This window comes from Arthrobacter sp. 08Y14 (assembly GCF_002929455.1).
In the GTDB taxonomy this organism is placed as follows: Bacteria; Actinomycetota; Actinomycetes; order Actinomycetales; family Micrococcaceae; genus Arthrobacter_B; species Arthrobacter_B sunyaminii.
This window is the reverse complement of record NZ_PJIX01000001.1, coordinates 681,281-698,080: the sequence shown is the minus strand read 5'-3', so window position 1 is coordinate 698,080 and position 16,800 is coordinate 681,281. Positions and strand designations below refer to the sequence as shown.

The window sequence follows — 16,800 nt, the reverse complement described above, 5'->3', positions numbered from 1 at the left end:
CCTAATTGCCTTCGAGGATCAGTGCCGTTTGTTCGCTCATGATGCCGCCGTTGCCGGTCACGAAGGCCCGGTTGCAGTCCGTCACCTGCGCTTCACCGGCACGGCCCATGATCTGGCGCACGCCGTCGATCACGTGGTGCATGCCGCCGGCAATGCCCGCCTGCCCGAAGGAAAGCTGCCCGCCGGCGGTGTTCATCGGGAAGTCCCCGCGGAAGGTGAGATCGTGTTCGTTCACGAACTGCATGCCTTTGCCCTTTTCGGTGAAGCCGGCATCCTCCAGGCTCATCAGCACAGTGATGGAATAGCAGTCGTAGATGGAGACCATGTCCACCTCGCTGCGTCCGATGCCGGCCATGCCAAACGCCTGGTCGGCTGCGTGGATCATGGGTGAGTGCATCAGATCCCGTGCGTAGGTTGGTGTCTTGTAGGGAACCCGTTCTCCGAAGCCCTTGATCCACACCGGGCGATTCTTGGATTTGGCTGCGAGGTCCTTGTTTCCAATCACCACAGCGGCACCGCCCTGACACGGCATCACGATTTCGAGCATGTGCAGCGGGTCCGCCACCATGGGTGATGCCAGCACGTCCTCAATGGTGATGGGCTGACCGTGGAAAACGGCGCCCGGGGTGGCACAGGCGTTGGTGCGCTGGTCCACGGCAATTTTTGCCATGGCGCGCTCGTCGTAGCCGAATTCGTGGCCGTACCGCTTGGCAATTTGCCCGTAGGGACCGTTCTGCCCCAGGTTTCCGTACGGGATTTCAAATTCTGCCTGCGGCGACCCGTAGGCGTTGGATGAGGCACCGAAGTACATTTTGTCGGTCATCTCGAACGGCCGGCGGGCGTCGGTCGGTACGTCGTGGGTGCCCGGGAAGGTAACAAGTACGGCGTCGCACAGTCCCAGTTCCACGGCCGCTGCGGCCCGCCACACGCCGGCGGCGGAACCTGCGCCGCCGAGGTCCACGATCTCGGCGAAATTTGCGTTGATGCCGAGGTATTCCGTGATGGTGGAGGGAACAAACATGTCCGCTTCCCCGATCATCGGGGTGACGATGCCGTTGACGTTGGTGGCGTCCAGTCCGGCGTCATCCAGCGCCGCCTTGGAGAGCCGTGCCCACTGTTCCAGGTTGAAGGTCTTCTCACGCTTCAGCTTGCGTTCCGGCGGCAGCTCAAAATAGCCCAGGATTGCGGCTTCTCCACGAAGTCCCATACGTTTGTTCTCCTCATTGCTGGTATATGAAATGTGCCGGTGCACCAAGGTCCGTGCAGATGCCGGACGTACGACGCCGGGTGGTTGGCTCCGCTTGGCCGGTCTAGCCGGATCTGGCCGGGGCGGGAATGCGCAGCGGCGAAATCCTGATGCCTAGTTCGGGATAAAAAGACCCCGCACCGAGCAATTCCAGGAGTCCGGGGGAATCCGGTCCGGCCCAGGGCTCGTCCGCTGCGGTGAAGCCCAGGGCTTTGAGGCCTGAGTCTCCGGCGCCAGGCACCGATTCCTGCAGGATCAGGTCCGCGCCGTCCGGCCACCGGAACACGGTGGCCGCCGGTTCTCCGTCGGGAACTTCCGGCAACCGCTGCCTGCCGGCGCCGAGAACGTTGACGAGCACGTGTTCTGCACGCTGCAGGTCAGGCACCCGCCCAAAGACAAGCGGCAGCCGGGCCGGAGAGGACGGGTCTTCCTCCCAGGGGCAGTCCGTAGTGAACTCGTTGGTAGCGGTGATGTCCTCCAGGGCTTCAGATGTCTGGACCATCTGCGTCAGGAACCCGAGCCCGGTGTCCCTGGGATGCAAAAAGGCTTCCTGCCACAGCGGATGCTCGGTGTTCACCAGAATCGGCTCGATTCCGGCCGCCTGTGCGCCTGCGATTGCTGCGGAGATGTCCTGCACCTTGAAGGTGATGTGGTGCGGTGCGGCGTTTCCCGCGTTTTCGGAGAGGAACCGTGCAATGAAGGACGTGGAGGAGCTGCCCGGTTCCAGCAGCTCCAGCCGCATGTCTTCGGCGAGGGCAACCTGGCACGGGTTGAACTCCGGCAGGGTGAAACCGCTGGCAAACCGTGCTCCGAGTTCCCGGTGCAGCATTGTCCCGGCCCGGCCCCAGGCCGGAACGGCAAAGGCAACATGGTCGAGTTCATGGGCGCTCATTCAGACACCCGGCCTGCTGCAGCGGTTAAGGTGCTCCCGCTTCGACCTGGTCGAGCCGCAGCCCGATCATTTTCACAAAGCGGACCAGGACCCGGTTGGCATCCTCCAGCGTCTGGTTGCCGGCCAGCAGGCGCCCCACCATGTCCATGAGGATGGCCCACACCATGGCGGTAATGTCCGCAGCTTCGTCCGGTGACAGGGTGGAGAAATCGGCACGGAGAGGTTCCTCGAGCAACAGGACCAGCTGCTGCATCAGCTCGCGCACATCCGGATCGGAGGAAGTCCGCAGCATCAGGATCGTCTGATAGAAATTCGGCCTTTTTTGGAACGCGGCCAGCGCCTGCCGCAGCCGCTGGGCGACCCGCTCGGTGGTGCTGAAGCTGTCCGGCACGGCCTCGTCCGCTGCACCAAACGGAACGCTCCAGTCGTAAACGACGTTCGCATACAGGTGCTCCTTCGAGGAGAAGTACCGGTACAGCGTTCCGAGCGCCACGTTCGCCTCGGACGCGACGTCGCGGATTTGGATTGATTCGTACTCGTTGGCGCGGAGCAGATTTTTCGCAGCATCCAGGATCCGTTGCCGGCGCTCCACCTGATAGGCGGGAAGGTCCATTGTTTCGCGCGTTAGTTGCCGAACCATCACTCGCCTCCCGGCTGAATTCCCTCAGAAATTGCAACGTTATCACCGCCTCCCGGCGCCCTTGGATGTGGCTCACCTGCTACTGGTCCTTCCAGCGGATCAGCGCGTCCAGCGCCTCGATCTGGTTACCGGAAACCCGGAGAGGATTGATTTCGAGTTCCTCGAGTTCATCGCCGAGTCCCACGGCCACCTGGGAAATCTTGAAGATGGCCTCAGCCAGCTCGTCGAGGTCCGTGGCTTCGCCGCCACGGAAGCCGGTCAGGAGGTCAATACCCTTCAGGGATTCGAGCATGCGGCGGATCTCGGCGGGCCCCACCGGCAGCAGGCGCACCGCGGAGTCCTTGAGCAGCTCCACCATGACCCCGCCGAATCCGACGGCGAGCACGAGCCCCCAGCGCGGGTCACGGACGACGCCTACCAGCATTTCGGTGCCTGCAGGACGCATCGGAGATACCGCAACACCCTGGACCCGGGCAGCCGGTGCCAGTTCAGCCACGGAAGCACGGATGAACCGGTAGGCCTCGGCCACTGCATCGGCATCAGAGAGCATCAGCCGGACACCGCCAACCTCGGTCTTATGTGCGATGTCCTCCGACGCAATCTTCAGTACCACCGGGTAGCCCAGGTCTTCGGCGGCGGCCACGGCTTCCTCTGCGGAGGAAACAACAACTGCAGGCACGTAGGGGACGCCAAGGCTGCGGAGGAATTCGCCGCTCTGGACTTCCGTCCAGGAATCCGCATCGGCCGGTTTGGTGATTGGTGCGGCGGCCGGCGGTTCGCCGTCGGCCGCGAGTTCAGCGGCACGCTGTCCCCACCAGGCGCTGCGGGCGGCCGCGGTGATGCCGCGGTCAAACGAATCGGAGGCATGCGGGAAGCCGTGTTCCGCGGCAAACGCGCGGCCAAACTCGGTCACTTCCGTGGGCAGGAAGCTCATCGCGATGACGGGTTTGGGGGAGGAGGTCAGCTGCCGGAGCATCTCATCCTGCGTGGCCCGGCTCATGTCCGCCACGGCTTGGTTGGCGGGCCAGGAACCGTTGACCACTACGAAGTCATAATTCGGGTCATCGATAAAGCACTGGGCAGCCTTGGTGAGGATCGTCGGGTCCACTGACACGTACCCGGTGGTGTCCATCGGGTTATTGACGGTGGAGAAGGCGGGAAGCCCGGCGTCGTGCAGTCCCTGCACCGTGTCGGGGTGCGGAGCGGGCAGGTCCAGCCCTGCGGCGTCGGCCTTGTCGGCCACGAGGGCGCACATGGCACCGGAGCCGGTGACAACACCCATGCGGCGGCCGGGCAGGGCGCCGTAGGCCTCGATGAGGCCCGCGGTGGCCACGAGGTCCTCGATGCCTTCCACCCGGATGACTCCGTGCTGGCGGCAGGCTGCGTCAATGACGGTGTCGTCGCCCACCAGCGAACCGGTGTGGGCTGCTGCGACCCGGGCCGATGCTTCACTGCGTCCGGCCTTGAAAATGACAATCGGCTTGCCAGCGGCGCGGGCGCGGGCAGCCACGTCGAGGAACTGCGCCGGGTCGGAAATCTGTTCCAGGTAAGCGGCGATGACCTTGGTGTTTTCGTCGTCCACCAGCAGGCTCATGACGTCGATGGCAGAGATCATCGCCTCGTTCCCCACGGTCACCGCCGTGGAGCAGCCGACGCCGCGCGAGGCCATGTAGGGAAGCAGATAAATGGCGAGCGCGCCGGATTGGGTGGCAATTCCCACGCCGCCGCTGATCATGGGCATCTGGGTCATATGGCTGAAGGCTGCAACCTGGGAATGCGTGTTGAGGAATCCCAGGTTGTTGGGTCCCAGGATCAGCTGGTCCGCCGCACGTGCCCGCTCCACCAGGCTGGCCTGCAGGGCAGCGCCCTCGGCTCCGGCCTCGCCCAGCCCCGCAGCCAGCATGATCAGGTTGCGGATGCCCTTAATCCGGGCTTCCTCAAGGATGGTCGCCAGGGAGTCCGTTCCGGTCAGGACAATCGCCAGGTCCGGTGTCTCCGGCAGATCGGCAATGGTGGCAAATGATGCCTGGCCGTGGCAGTCCTCGCCCCGGCGGTTGACCAGGTAAAGCTTTCCCTCGAACCCGCCGGAGACCAGGTTGCTGTAGGTGAAGTGGGACCAGGCGGATCGGGTATTTGCTCCGATGATCACAATGGACTCGGGCTCCAGGAGTTCCCGCAGGCGGGCGGGATCCAGGGTGCGTGGGCTGTCGGTCTCGCTCGTCAACGCTGTCATGCGAAACGGTTCCTTCCGGTGGAGCTTGGTTTGTGGGGTCACTGCGCTCGGGGGAGCGGCGGGTCCTGCTGTCCTGGATCAGCCGCGGGGAAGTCCAAGGATGCGTTCAGCGATGACGTTGAGCTGGATTTCCACCGTTCCGCCGCCGATCAGCACCTGCGGAACGGAAAGCTGTCCGGTCACTGCGTCTCCGGGAGCCTGGGCAAAGAGCGCTCCGGGTCCGGCCAGCGCCAGGACGCGGGATGCGGCCTCGCGGGTTAGCCGGGCGTGGGCAACCTTGGCCAGTGAAGATCCGGCACCCGGTGCCATGCCGTTGACCTGGCGCAGGGTCTCCCGCAGGTTCAGGGCGCCGATGGCCGAGCTGAAGGCTGCGATCCTGCCGAGGGAGGAGAGAGCGTCGTGCTCGCGGCCGGCGTAGGTGCCCTGGGTGATCATGGACCGCAGCGCGTCCTCCGTACCCACCGAGACACCGGAGGAAATCTGGGTTCGCTCGTTCTGCAGCGTCATGGCCGTGATGCGCCAGCCCTGGCCGGGTTCCCCCAGCAGGTAGGCGTCGGGCACGAAGACCGAGTCCAGGAACACCTCATTGAATTCGGCGTCACCGGTGGACTGCTTCAGGGGCCGGACATCCACCCCTGCGCTTCGCATGTCGATGAGGAAGTAACTCAGTCCCTTGTGCTTAGGGACCTCGCTGTCCGTGCGGGCCAGGCAGATGCCCCAGTCAGCCTCATGGGCGCCGGACGTCCAAACCTTTTGTCCCCGCAGCTCCCATCCGCCGTCCACTTTGGCTGCCCGGGTGCTCAGCCCGGCGAGGTCGGAGCCGGCGCCGGGTTCGGAGAAGAGCTGGCACCAGATCAACTCCCCGCGCAGGGTAGGCAGCGCAAACTGTTCCTTGACCGCTTCACTGCCGTAGGCCAGCACGGTGGGCATGGCCCATTCGCCGATCACCGACGACGGCTGGGTCATCCCGCGGCGGGCATATTCCTGGGAGATGACCACCTGCTGGGCGGGAGTGGCGCCCAGCCCGTAGGGTGCAGGCCAGTGCGGGGCGGCGAGTCCGTTATCCGCGAGGAATGTCCGCTGCGATCCTCGCGAGTACCACCGCCCGCCGTCGTGCTCATTGGCCAGTGTCCGGGCCTGATCGAGCAGTTCGCCGATGCGGGCGCGGAAGGCCGGATCCTCGTCGGGCAGTTCAATGTCAATGCGGCGGTCCTGCTCCAGGGCAACCCTGCCCAGCGATGCGGAGGCGTCGTCCATGGCCGGCACCAGTGCGGCCAGCGTCATTGCCCGCCGCCAGTAGAGATGGGCATCATGTTCCCAGGTGAAGCCGATTCCGCCGAAAATGGTCACTGCTTCGGTGACCGCTTCTGCCGACGGGGCGATCGCGGCCTGAACGGCTGCACCGGCAGCCAGTTTTTGCTGGTCCTCATCCTGGTCAAGGGACACGACGGCGGACCAGGCTGCCGCTGCGGCCAGTTCGGCGGTGATGAGCAGGTTGGCGCACTTGTGCTTGACGGACTGGAAGGAACCGATCGGCGAACCGAACTGTTCGCGCAGCTTGGCGTATTCAACGGCAGCTTCCACAGCCCAGCGGGTCACGCCGGCTGCTTCCACGGCGAGCAGGCAGGTCTGCAGGGTTTCCACGCGGCTTGCCCCGAGGTTTTCCAGGATCGCTTCGGAGCCCACGGACACCGAGGAGAGTTCGAGGATCCCGGCGTCGCGGGTCAGATCCGTGCAGGCCTGGACCCTGCGGCTGATGCCGGCACTGCGGGCATCGACCAGGGCAAACCGGGTGGTTCCGCCGTCGTTGAAGCCAACCACCAAAAGATCGGCTGACTGGAGTGAGAGTACGTTGGCAGTTCCGTGCAGGAGCCAGCCGCCCTCAGCGGCGGAGGTGCCGGTAATTGCGGAAGAAGGAACCAGGGTGCCGCGGGCGCCTTCAGCGAAGGCGGCCAGGCCGCTGGCTGAGGCTTTGCAGTCGCCGGCTGCCGCGACGGCCGCACTGGCGAGCACCGTTGAGAGGAAGGGGCCGGGCACCAGCCGGCGGGCAAATTCCTCCACCACGATGGCCGTGTCAGCCACCGTTCCGCCCTGTCCGCCGTGTTCTTCACCGATATGCAGTGCGTGCAGTCCGTTGGCAACCAGGTCATCCCAAAACGGTGCGGGTTCCCCGGCCCCGTAAGAGTCCAGCTGCTCGCGGGTGACCCGTGTGTCGGCGAAGCGGCCCGCAAAGTCGGCTGCAACGGAGCAAAGGTCCGCATGCTCTTCGGTAAGGGCAAACGCCATGTGCTGACTCCAATGTCATAGCGCACCGAGCTGCTTCCGGGAGACGGTCGGTGCATGTTTCAGATCCTGAACTGAAACTGGACTCTAATTCACAAATGTGATGTAGGCAACACTTTGCTTGGTTAGGTTTTTGCGCCCGGACCACTGATTTCCTCTGAAAAGTCATCATGTAGCATTCGCCGCACCCCCGGACGCTGACGTCCGGGACACGCGGACCCACAGGGGGAGCAGGCCATGACGCAGGAGCAGAGCACACGAACGGGCACCACAAAGGACACAACGCCGCCGGGGAGCGAAGAGTGGGACAGGATCGTAGACGTCCTGGTGGTGGGCACCGGGGCGGCAGCTCTCACCGCCGCTGTCACCGCGGCGGAGGATGGGCTGGATGTCCTGGTGGTGGAAAGCACCGATGTGTGGGGCGGCACCACTTCGATTTCGGGCGGGGGACTGTGGATGCCGAACAATCCGCTGATGGGCAGGGCCGGGGTTCCGGACAGCACGGAAAAGGCTCTCACCTACATGGAGACGGTGATTGATGATGTCGGCCCGGTGTCCTCCCGCGAACGCAAGCTGGCGTTCCTGAATGCCGTTCCCGGCGTCGTCACCCTGCTGGGCACCCTGGGCGTGCAGTGGATGCGGTCCAAGGATTATCCCGACTACTATCCGGACAAACCCGGCGGCATGATCGGGCGTTCTCTGGAAGTCCGCCCGTTTGACACCAAACTGCTCGGTTCCTGGTTCAAGCAGTCCCGGGCCGCCAAATCCGGCATCCCGGTGCCGCTGATGACTGACGATGTCTGGGAGCTCTCCCGCGCCTGGTCCACGCCCGGCGGGTTTATCCGCGGTGCCCGTTTTGTTTTCCGGACCCTGGGCGGGCTGGCCCGCGGCAAACGGCTGTACGGGCTGGGCGGAGCGCTGTCCTGCTCCCTCATGCACATCGTGCGCCAGCAGCAGACACCGGTGTGGCTGTCCTCGCCGCTGACTGATCTGGTCCAGGACGACGACGGCGCCGTGGTGGGCGCTGTTGTCACCCGCCGCGGGCGCAGCATCCGCATCCGGACCCGGAAGGGCGTGATGCTGGGCGCCGGCGGATTTGCCCGCAACGCGCAATGGCGCAAAAAGTACCACGGGCTGGAGCAGGAGTATTCCTCTGCGCCGGAGGGGGACCGGGGCGACGTCATTGACCTGGTGGCCCAGCGCGGCGGAGCCCTGGCGCTCATGGACGACGCATGGTGGGGACCGTCCACGGTGGGTCCGGGCGGCGGAGTCGCGTTCTCACTCGCCGAGCGTTCCATGCCGCACTCGCTGGTGGTGGATGCCTCGGGGCAGCGGTACCTGAACGAGTCCGAGTCCTATGTCGACTTTGGGCACCACATGCTCGAACGCAATGAGACGGTGACGGCCAATCCGTCCTGGCTGGTGATGGAGGCGCGGCACCGGCGGCGCTATCTGTTTTCTGCCATCATGGTCGGCAAGAAAAAGTGGGCTGCCGACGGGCTGCTGCTGGAGGCTGACACGGTGGAAGAGCTGGCGGAGAAGATGGGTGTTCCGGCGGCAGGCCTGGCGGCCACGGTGCACCGGTTCAACGGATTTGCGCGGACCGGCGTGGACGAGGATTTCGGCCGGGGCAACACCGCCTATGACAACTACTACGGTGATCCCGGGGTGAAACCCAACCCGAACCTGGGGGCCCTGGAAAAGGGGCCGTTCACCGCCGTCCGCCTCTATCCCGGGGACCTGGGCACCAAGGGCGGACTGGTCACGGACCCGGACGCCCGGGTGCTCCGGGAAGATGGTTCGGTGATCCAGGGGCTGTATGCGGCCGGGAACACCACGGCCTCGGTCATGGGCCGGACCTACCCCGGGGCGGGAGCCACCATTGCCCCGGCTGCGGTCTTCGGTTATCTGGCGGCACGGCACGCGGCCGGGCGGAAGTCCGAACCGGTGACGGATGAACTGACGGATGAACGCGGCGAGCTGCAGGAGGTTGCTCCTCAGTAGCAAAACCCTGTGTCCGGGCACCCGGCGAGCCAGCCATAAACTGGGGAGGTGACTGATTTCGCCGGTGTCCCGGATGCACCCCAGAGTTCCGACCTTCCCCTGCTCCAGAGCCTTGCCGCGGATTTGGCGGAGGCACGCTACACGGTGGATGGGGTGGCGGACTTCCTGGGGGAGTCTGCCGCGGCAGCCTTGGGTCGGGACCAGCTGGTACCGGCGGTCCTGCGCTGCCGTGAAGAGGCGGCTAAGGAAAACCCGGCTCCGGTTTCCGTCCTGATTCGGCTGTGGCTTGCCGGAGAAGAAATGGAAGCAGCGCCGTTGGATGCCGCCCTGCCGCGGACCGGCACCCGCGGGCTGCTTGCTTTGGGGCTGGTCGAAGCGGTGCCGGACGGAGGCTTCCGCGCAGCGGTAGACCTTCGCCCGTACGAAATCGACGATGACGCCGACGGCGCCGACCTCTGGGTCGCCAGCGATTTGGGCGCTCACCAGCGGCCGGGCGTCCTCCGCCACGACCATGTGCTGGGCATCGGACAGGCCTCGCTGAGCCTTGCACAGCTGACGATCCGCCGCCCGGTTCAGCGTGCCCTGGACCTGGGCACCGGCTGCGGGATCCAGGCTTTCCACCTCCTCCGCCACGCCCGGCATGTTACGGCAACGGATATTTCGGAACGGGCGCTCGCGTTCACCCGCTTCAACCTGCTGCTGAACGCGGGCGCGCTGGAGCTGAATCCCCAGCGCCTGGCGGACCGGGTAGAACTGCGGGCAGGCAGCCTGCTGGAACCGGTGGCCGGAGAACAGTTTGACCTGGTGGTGTCCAATCCGCCGTTTGTGATTACTCCCCGCCCCCGGAGTGAAGATCCCGAGGACCGCTTCACGTACCGCGACGGCGGTCTGGCCGGTGATGAAATCGTCGCCACGCTCGTGCGCAGCCTGCAGGGCGTCCTGGTTCCCGGCGGAACGGCGCAAATGCTGGGTAACTGGGAGATTCAGGACAGTGATCTTCCCTACAATGAGTCCCCGGAAACGCAGGAAAGCGGGTCCCGGAACTGGTCGGAACGGATCGAGTCCTGGCTGCCGGCGGAAACGGATGCGTGGGTGATCCAGCGCGAAATCCTGGAGCCCGCCGAATACGCGGAAATGTGGCTGCGGGACGCCGCGGAGAACCGGAACCGCGCCGAATACCTGGCCTCCTACGCCGCCTACCTCGAGGACTTCGCCTCCCGCAAGGTTCAGGCCATCGGCTTCGGATCCATCTTCCTACGCCGCCGCTTGGCCCCGGACGCTGTCCCGCTGCGGCGTTTCGAGGAGATCACGCACCCGCTGGAACAGCCCGTTGGGCCGCACCTGGGCACCGCCGTCGAGCGCTTTGACTGGCTGGCGGGGCATCACTCGCTGGCGGAGGCGTACTTGGAGGTGGCCGACGACGTGACCGAGGAACGCCACTCACGGCCGGGGGCGGAACATCCCGGCGTCATCCTGCTGCGCCAGGGAGCGGGACTGCGGCGTACGAATCTCATGAGCACGGAGCTGACCGGGTTTGTCTCCGCCAGTGACGGAGAGCTGTCCGTGGGGCAGATCATTGGAGCGCTCGCAGTGCTGCTGGACCGCCCGGAACCGGAGTTTGCCGCCGGGCTGGAAGCCGAGGTCCGCAACCTGGTCCTGGACGGATTCCTGGTTCCCGCAGCCAATTGACGTCCGCAGAAGGACCTCCGGCTTTTCGGTAGGCTCGTCAATAAGTCCTATTCAATGCGGCTACCCTAGTGCTGGGGCATCCCGCATACTGTCTGAGGATGAATCGGGCCAGGCAGCAGAGCCCGGCCACAACAACCCATACTTTGAGAACCACCTTCGTACGTAGGAGAACAGTGCCAGTTAAGGCGACGGACAAGAAGACCGGCAAGAAGAAGCTTGTAATTGTCGAGTCTCCGGCCAAGGGCAAAACCATCGCCGGGTACCTCGGCGAGGGTTTCGAGGTGACGGCGTCCATGGGGCATATCCGTGACCTTCCGCAGCCCTCGGACCTGCCTGCCGAGTTGAAGAAGACAGCCGTAGGCAAGTTTGCCGTGGACCTGGATAAAGACTTCGAGCCCTACTACGTGGTCTCCGCGGACAAGAAGAAGAAGGTTGCCGAGCTCAAGGCTGCCCTCAAGGACGCCGACGAACTCTACCTCGCAACTGACGGTGACCGTGAAGGCGAAGCCATTGCCTGGCACCTGCTCCAGGTGCTCAAGCCCAAGGTCCCGGTACACCGCCTGACCTTCCCCGAAATCACCAAGGAAGCCATCCAGCGTGCGCTGTTGGAAATGCGCGACGTCGATGTTGCCATGGTGGACGCCCAGGAAACCCGCCGTATCCTGGACCGCCTGTACGGCTACGAGATCTCTCCGGTGCTGTGGCGCAAGGTGGCACGCGGCCTGTCCGCCGGCCGCGTGCAGTCCGTCGCCACCCGCCTGGTGGTGGAACGCGAACGTGAGCGCATGGCCTTCCGCCCGGCGTCCTACTGGGACCTGCTGGGAACTTTCGCCACCGGCGCGGCCGAGTCCTTCAAGGCCAAGCTGGTTTCCGTGGACGGTGCCCGCGTGGCCACCGGCAAGGACTTCAGTGACCTGGGCGAGCTCAAGGCCAAGTCCGTGGCACACCTGGACGAAGCGGCAGCCACCTCGCTGGCAGCGAACCTGGAATCGTCGTCGTTCACGGTCCGCTCCGTGGACACCAAGCCGTACACCCGCCGTCCGGCCGCTCCGTTCACCACCTCCACCCTGCAGCAGGAGGCCGGCCGCAAGCTGCGCTACTCCTCCAAGGTGACCATGCAGGTGGCCCAGCGGCTGTATGAAAACGGCTACATCACCTATATGCGTACCGATTCGCCGGCGCTGTCGGACCAGGCGATCAACGCCGCCCGCCGCCAGGCCTCCGAACTGTACGGCCCCGAGTATGTGCCCGAAGCCCGCCGCGTGTACAAGGGCAAGTCCAAGAACGCGCAGGAAGCCCACGAGGCCATCCGCCCCGCCGGTGACTCCTTCCGGACCCCGGCGCAGGTTGCCTCCTCACTGCGCGGCGACGAATTCAAGCTCTACGAACTGATCTGGAAGCGCACCGTCGCTTCGCAGATGGCCGACGCCAAGGGCTCCACGGCGTCCGTCCGCCTCGGCGCTGTGGCCTCCGACGGCCGGGACGCCGAGTTCTCCGCTTCCGGTACCGTCATCACCTTCCGCGGCTTCATGGCCGCTTACGAGGAGGGCCGCGATGCGGCACGCGACGACGACGCCGAGGGCACCGAGGGTGCACGCCTGCCGGTCCTGAAGGCCGACGACGTGCTCACGGCAGCCGAACTGAACGCCGTCGGACATGAAACCTCGCCGCCGCCGCGCTACACCGAAGCCTCGCTGGTGAAGGTGCTTGAAGAACTCGGCATCGGACGGCCGTCCACCTACGCCGCGACCATTTCCACCATCATGGACCGCGGCTACGTCACCAACCGCGGCCAGGCGCTGGTGCCGAGCTGGATTGCCTTCTCCGTGGTCCGCCTGCTTGAAGAGCATTTCACCGACTACGTGGACTATGACTTCACGGCCGAGCTGGAAGAGGACCTGGACCGCATTGCCCGCGGCGAAGCCGGCCGCGTGGAATGGCTGAACCAGTTCTACTACGGTGACCGCGTGGACACCGGTCTGCACACCATCGTCAATGACCTCGGCGAGATCGATGCCAAGGCCATCAACTCGATCGAGATTGCCCCGGGCATCGTGCTCCGCGTCGGGAAGTTCGGCCCGTACCTGGAACGCCCGCTGCCCGCCGACGCCCCGGAGGGCACCGAGCCCGAGCGTGCCAACGTGCCCGAGGACCTGGCCCCTGATGAGCTGACCGCCGAAAAGGCGATCGAGCTGATGGAGACCGCCGGACCGGAAGAGCGAGTCCTGGGCGAGGATCCGGAAACCGGACGCACCATCGTGGCCCGCAACGGCCGCTACGGCCCGTACGTCATCGAGCTCATCCCCGAGCCGACCGCCGAGGAACTGGCGAACCAGCCGGTGGAGTATTACAAGAACGGCAAGCCCAAGCCGCCGAAGAAGCCCGTGAAGCAGAAGCCGCGCACCGGATCGCTGTTCAAGTCCATGAGCGTGGACACCGTCACGCTCGAGGAAGCGCTGAAACTGATGAAGCTCCCGCGCGTGCTGGGCACCGACGCCGAGGGCAACGAGATAACCGTGCAGAACGGACGCTTCGGCCCGTACCTGAAGAAGGGCACCGACTCCCGTTCCATCGGTTCGGAAGAGGAAATCTTCACCATCACGCTGGAACAGGCGCTGGAAATCTATTCCCAGCCCAAGCAGCGCGGCGGACGGCAGGCAGCGGCTCCGCTGGCCGAGTTCGGCACCGACCCGGTCTCCGAGAAGCCGATTGTGGTCAAGGACGGACGCTTCGGTCCGTACATCACCGACGGCATCACCAACATCACGGTGCCGCGGTCCACTGCCATTGAAGAGCTGACCCGTGAGCAGGCCATTGACCTGCTGGCGGAGAAGCGCGAAAAGGGTCCGGCGAAGAAGCCCGCCGCCCGCAAGCCGGCAGCCCGCAAGCGAGCACCCGCGAAGAAGTAGCCCGCGAAGAGCGCAGCCGCCGTGTACGGCGGCTGCGTTTCAGAGCGGATGTGTTTTGAGCGGATAATGGGGTTATGCGATTAGGCGTGCTCGACATTGGCTCCAACACCGTCCACCTCCTTTTGGTGGACGCGCACCCGGGTGCGCGGCCGTTGCCGTTTGCCTCCCACAAGCGTCCGCTGTCGCTGATAGCGCACCTGGACGACGACGGCGCCATCACCGAGGCGGGGCAGCGCGAGCTGATCAATTTCGTCGCCGAAGCCGGGGACTTTGCCCGCCGGCACCGTGCCCAGGACCTCCTGGCATTCTGTACCTCAGCCATTCGCGAGGCGGCCAACGGTGAGGCCGTGCTGGCCCGGGTCGAGGCCGAAAGCGGTGTCCACCTGCGTGAACTCAGCGGTCCCGAGGAGGCGTCCCTAACGTTCCTGGCTGTCCGCCGGTGGTACGGCTGGGGCGCCGGAACACTGCTGGACCTGGACATTGGCGGCGGGTCCTTTGAAATGGCGCAGGGGGCCGATGAGCTGCCCGAAACGGCGCTGTCGCTTCCCCTGGGCGCCGGTCGGCTGACCCGGGACTGGCTGACGGGGGATCCGCCCACAGCCAAGAGCATTAAGAAGCTGCGCAAGTACATCCGCGGTGAGGTCCGTGAGGCTGCCGCGGAATTTGAACGGCATGGCCGGCCTGACCTCGCCGTGGGCACATCCAAGACCTTTCGGTCACTGGCCCGGATTGCCGGTGCCGCGCCCTCGGCGGACGGTCCCTATGTCCGTCGGCGCCTGCAGCGCACAGACTTGGGACTGTGGACCAAACGGCTGGAGACCATGAGCATTGATGACCGCAGCAACCTCGGCGGAGTGTCTCCGATCCGTGCCGCCCAGGTGCTGGCCGGGGCCATGACCGCCCATGCCGCGATGGAGGCCTTCGACCTGCCGGTGCTGGAGATTTGCCCGTGGGCTTTGCGCGAGGGACTGATCCTGCAGCGTTTTGACACTCTCCGCTTTGAATCCGACGGGCCGCTGCCCGACACTCCGCGAACTGAGACCACCCCTCAAGTCATGGAGTCCGGCACCGGAGCCGGACGCAGCCTTATCTACGGAAAGTCCAACTGAATGCCTTCTTCACCCCACACTCCACCGGCGGAGGAAAGCGGCGCCAAAGTCATTCCGGTGGCCCTCTCCAGCGCTTCCGTCTATCCGCTGTCCGTGCATGACACCTTCGCCGTTGCCCATGACCTGGGCTATGACGGGGTGGAAATCATGGTTACGGGAAACAGCGACAGCCAGAACCCGCAAATCCTGAATGGACTCAGCGAGCGTTATTCGCAGCCCATCCTGGCTATTCATGCGCCCACGCTGCTGCTCACCCAGCAGGTGTGGGGCAAGGCCTGGACCAAGATTGAACTCTCCGCTGCCATGGCCGCGGAAGTGGGAGCCACCACGGTGGTGGCTCATCCACCGTTCCGCTGGCAGTCCGGTTATGCCGAGAACTTTGCCGAAGGCGTGCGGCACATTGCCGAGCAGTACGGAGTCACCATCGCGGTGGAAAACATGTATCCGTGGCGGGTCCGCGGGCGCGAGGCCAAGGCCTACCTGCCGCACTGGAATCCCATTCCGGAACCGTACGAGCACGTCACCTGGGACTTTTCCCACGCAGCCATCGCCGGCATGGACTCCTATGAGGAACTGCGAAAGCTCGGGCCCCGGCTGCACCATGTGCACCTCACCGACGGCACACCCAACGGCCGCGACGAGCACATGCTTCCCGGAGAAGGTACGCAGCGCTGCGCCGAAGCCCTGCAGTACCTCAGCGAAACCGGCTTTGACGGCGTCGTGGCCATTGAAGTGAGCACCCGGAAGGCCAAGGGGGCGGGGGAGCGGGAGGACCAGCTGAAGCAGACGCTGGACTTCGCGCGGATGAACCTGGGGCAGATTTCGGAATAGCCTGCTTCTTATGAGCCGCTTGTCACGGAACATGGCAGCGCGCAGTGCCGTGACAGAATCGAAAACATGGATACCGGAGAAACCCACCTGACCTTTCTGGGCTGCGGCTCAATGAATGAAGCCATCCTGAGCGGAATCCTCGCCGGCGGGCTGCCGGCAGCGCAGGTGACGGCCACCGTGCGGCGTCCCGAACGGGCGGCCGAGCTGCGCGAACGCCACGGGATCACCGTGCTCGCCGGCAATGACGACGCCGAAGCCAACCGCACCGCCGTGGCCGGCGCCGACGTCGTCATCATTGGGGTCAAGCCAGTGGGCGTCGCAGCACTGCTGGAAGAGATTTCCCCCGCTCTGCCCGGCGGTGCCGTTGTCATCAGCGTGGCTGCCGCCGTGTCGCTGGAAATGCTGGAGGCGGGCCTTCCCGCCGGACAGCCCGTCATCAGGTCCATGCCCAACACACCCTCCAAGGTGGGGCGCGGCGTGGTGTCGATCTCGGCCGGAACCAGTGCCACCGAGGCAACAATGGCGCTGGCTGCCGAGCTGCTGTCGGCCACCGGCCGCGTGGTGCAGGTTCCTGAGGACCAGGTGGACGCTGTGTCGGCGGTCAGCGGATCGGGCCCCGCCTATGCCTTTTACCTGGCTGAGGCCATGGCCCGCGCCGGCGTAGAGCTGGGCCTGGACCCTGAGCTTTCAACAATTCTGGCGCGGGACACCGTTGCCGGCGCCGGATACATGCTCGCCGAGCCCGGCGCCGACGCAACCGCCCTGCGCCGCGGCGTGACCAGCCCCAACGGCACCACCGAAGCAGCCATCCGGACCTTCGACGAGCAGGACCTGCCCGGCGTCATCGCCCGGGGAGCGCGGGCCGCAGCGGAACGGGCAGCCGAAATCACGGCGGAGCTTTCAGCCAAGAAGTAGCACTTCGGGCAGGGATCTCCTCAGCCTCCCGGCCGGACCTCCCCGGTGT

General features: G+C 65.4%; 11 protein-coding genes. 6 read left to right on the top strand and 5 right to left on the bottom strand.

All coding sequences use genetic code 11. From position 1 onward, the window contains the following. Position 1 precedes the first annotated feature (1 nt). From CXR03_RS03255 to CXR03_RS03235, 5 genes are all read right to left on the bottom strand, one after another. Positions 2-1,207, bottom strand: coding sequence for a thiolase family protein (locus CXR03_RS03255; RefSeq protein WP_104101901.1), 1,206 nt, complete (start codon positions 1,205-1,207; stop codon positions 2-4). 103 nt (positions 1,208-1,310) lie between these two features. Further along, positions 1,311-2,138 (bottom strand): VOC family protein, encoded by an 828-nt coding sequence (locus CXR03_RS03250; protein WP_104101899.1) that lies wholly within the window; start codon positions 2,136-2,138, stop codon positions 1,311-1,313. A 25-nt stretch (positions 2,139-2,163) separates the two neighbouring features. Continuing rightward, complete coding sequence (locus tag CXR03_RS03245; protein ID WP_104053077.1) at positions 2,164-2,778, bottom strand: TetR/AcrR family transcriptional regulator; 615 nt, start codon at positions 2,776-2,778, stop codon at positions 2,164-2,166. Positions 2,779-2,857: 79 nt separating this feature from the next. Further along, positions 2,858-5,011: an acetate--CoA ligase family protein gene (locus tag CXR03_RS03240; RefSeq protein WP_104101898.1), complete on the bottom strand. Its 2,154-nt coding sequence runs from the start codon at positions 5,009-5,011 to the stop codon at positions 2,858-2,860. Positions 5,012-5,089: 78 nt separating this feature from the next. Continuing rightward, complete coding sequence (locus CXR03_RS03235; RefSeq protein WP_104101896.1) at positions 5,090-7,297, bottom strand: acyl-CoA dehydrogenase; 2,208 nt, start codon at positions 7,295-7,297, stop codon at positions 5,090-5,092. Positions 7,298-7,531: 234 nt separating this feature from the next. On the opposite strand from CXR03_RS03235, the gene CXR03_RS03230 reads away from it, so the two are divergent. From CXR03_RS03230 to proC, 6 genes are all read left to right on the top strand, one after another. Further along, on the top strand, positions 7,532-9,298 hold the full coding sequence (locus CXR03_RS03230) for an FAD-binding protein (RefSeq protein WP_104101894.1): 1,767 nt from the start codon (positions 7,532-7,534) through the stop codon (positions 9,296-9,298). 48 nt (positions 9,299-9,346) lie between these two features. Continuing rightward, on the top strand, positions 9,347-10,987 hold the full coding sequence (locus CXR03_RS03225; RefSeq protein ID WP_104101892.1) for a methyltransferase: 1,641 nt from the start codon (positions 9,347-9,349) through the stop codon (positions 10,985-10,987). A 173-nt stretch (positions 10,988-11,160) separates the two neighbouring features. Then, on the top strand, positions 11,161-13,896 hold the full coding sequence (gene topA / locus CXR03_RS03220) for a type I DNA topoisomerase (RefSeq protein ID WP_104101890.1): 2,736 nt from the start codon (positions 11,161-11,163) through the stop codon (positions 13,894-13,896). A 74-nt stretch (positions 13,897-13,970) separates the two neighbouring features. Continuing rightward, positions 13,971-15,005: an exopolyphosphatase gene (locus CXR03_RS03215; protein WP_104101889.1), complete on the top strand. Its 1,035-nt coding sequence runs from the start codon at positions 13,971-13,973 to the stop codon at positions 15,003-15,005. Then, entirely contained in the window at positions 15,006-15,836 is an 831-nt protein-coding gene (locus tag CXR03_RS03210; protein ID WP_104053070.1) for a sugar phosphate isomerase/epimerase, read from the top strand. It begins immediately after the preceding gene. Positions 15,837-15,902: 66 nt separating this feature from the next. Next, positions 15,903-16,751 (top strand): pyrroline-5-carboxylate reductase, encoded by an 849-nt coding sequence (proC, locus tag CXR03_RS03205; RefSeq protein ID WP_104101887.1) that lies wholly within the window; start codon positions 15,903-15,905, stop codon positions 16,749-16,751. Positions 16,752-16,800 lie beyond the last annotated feature (49 nt).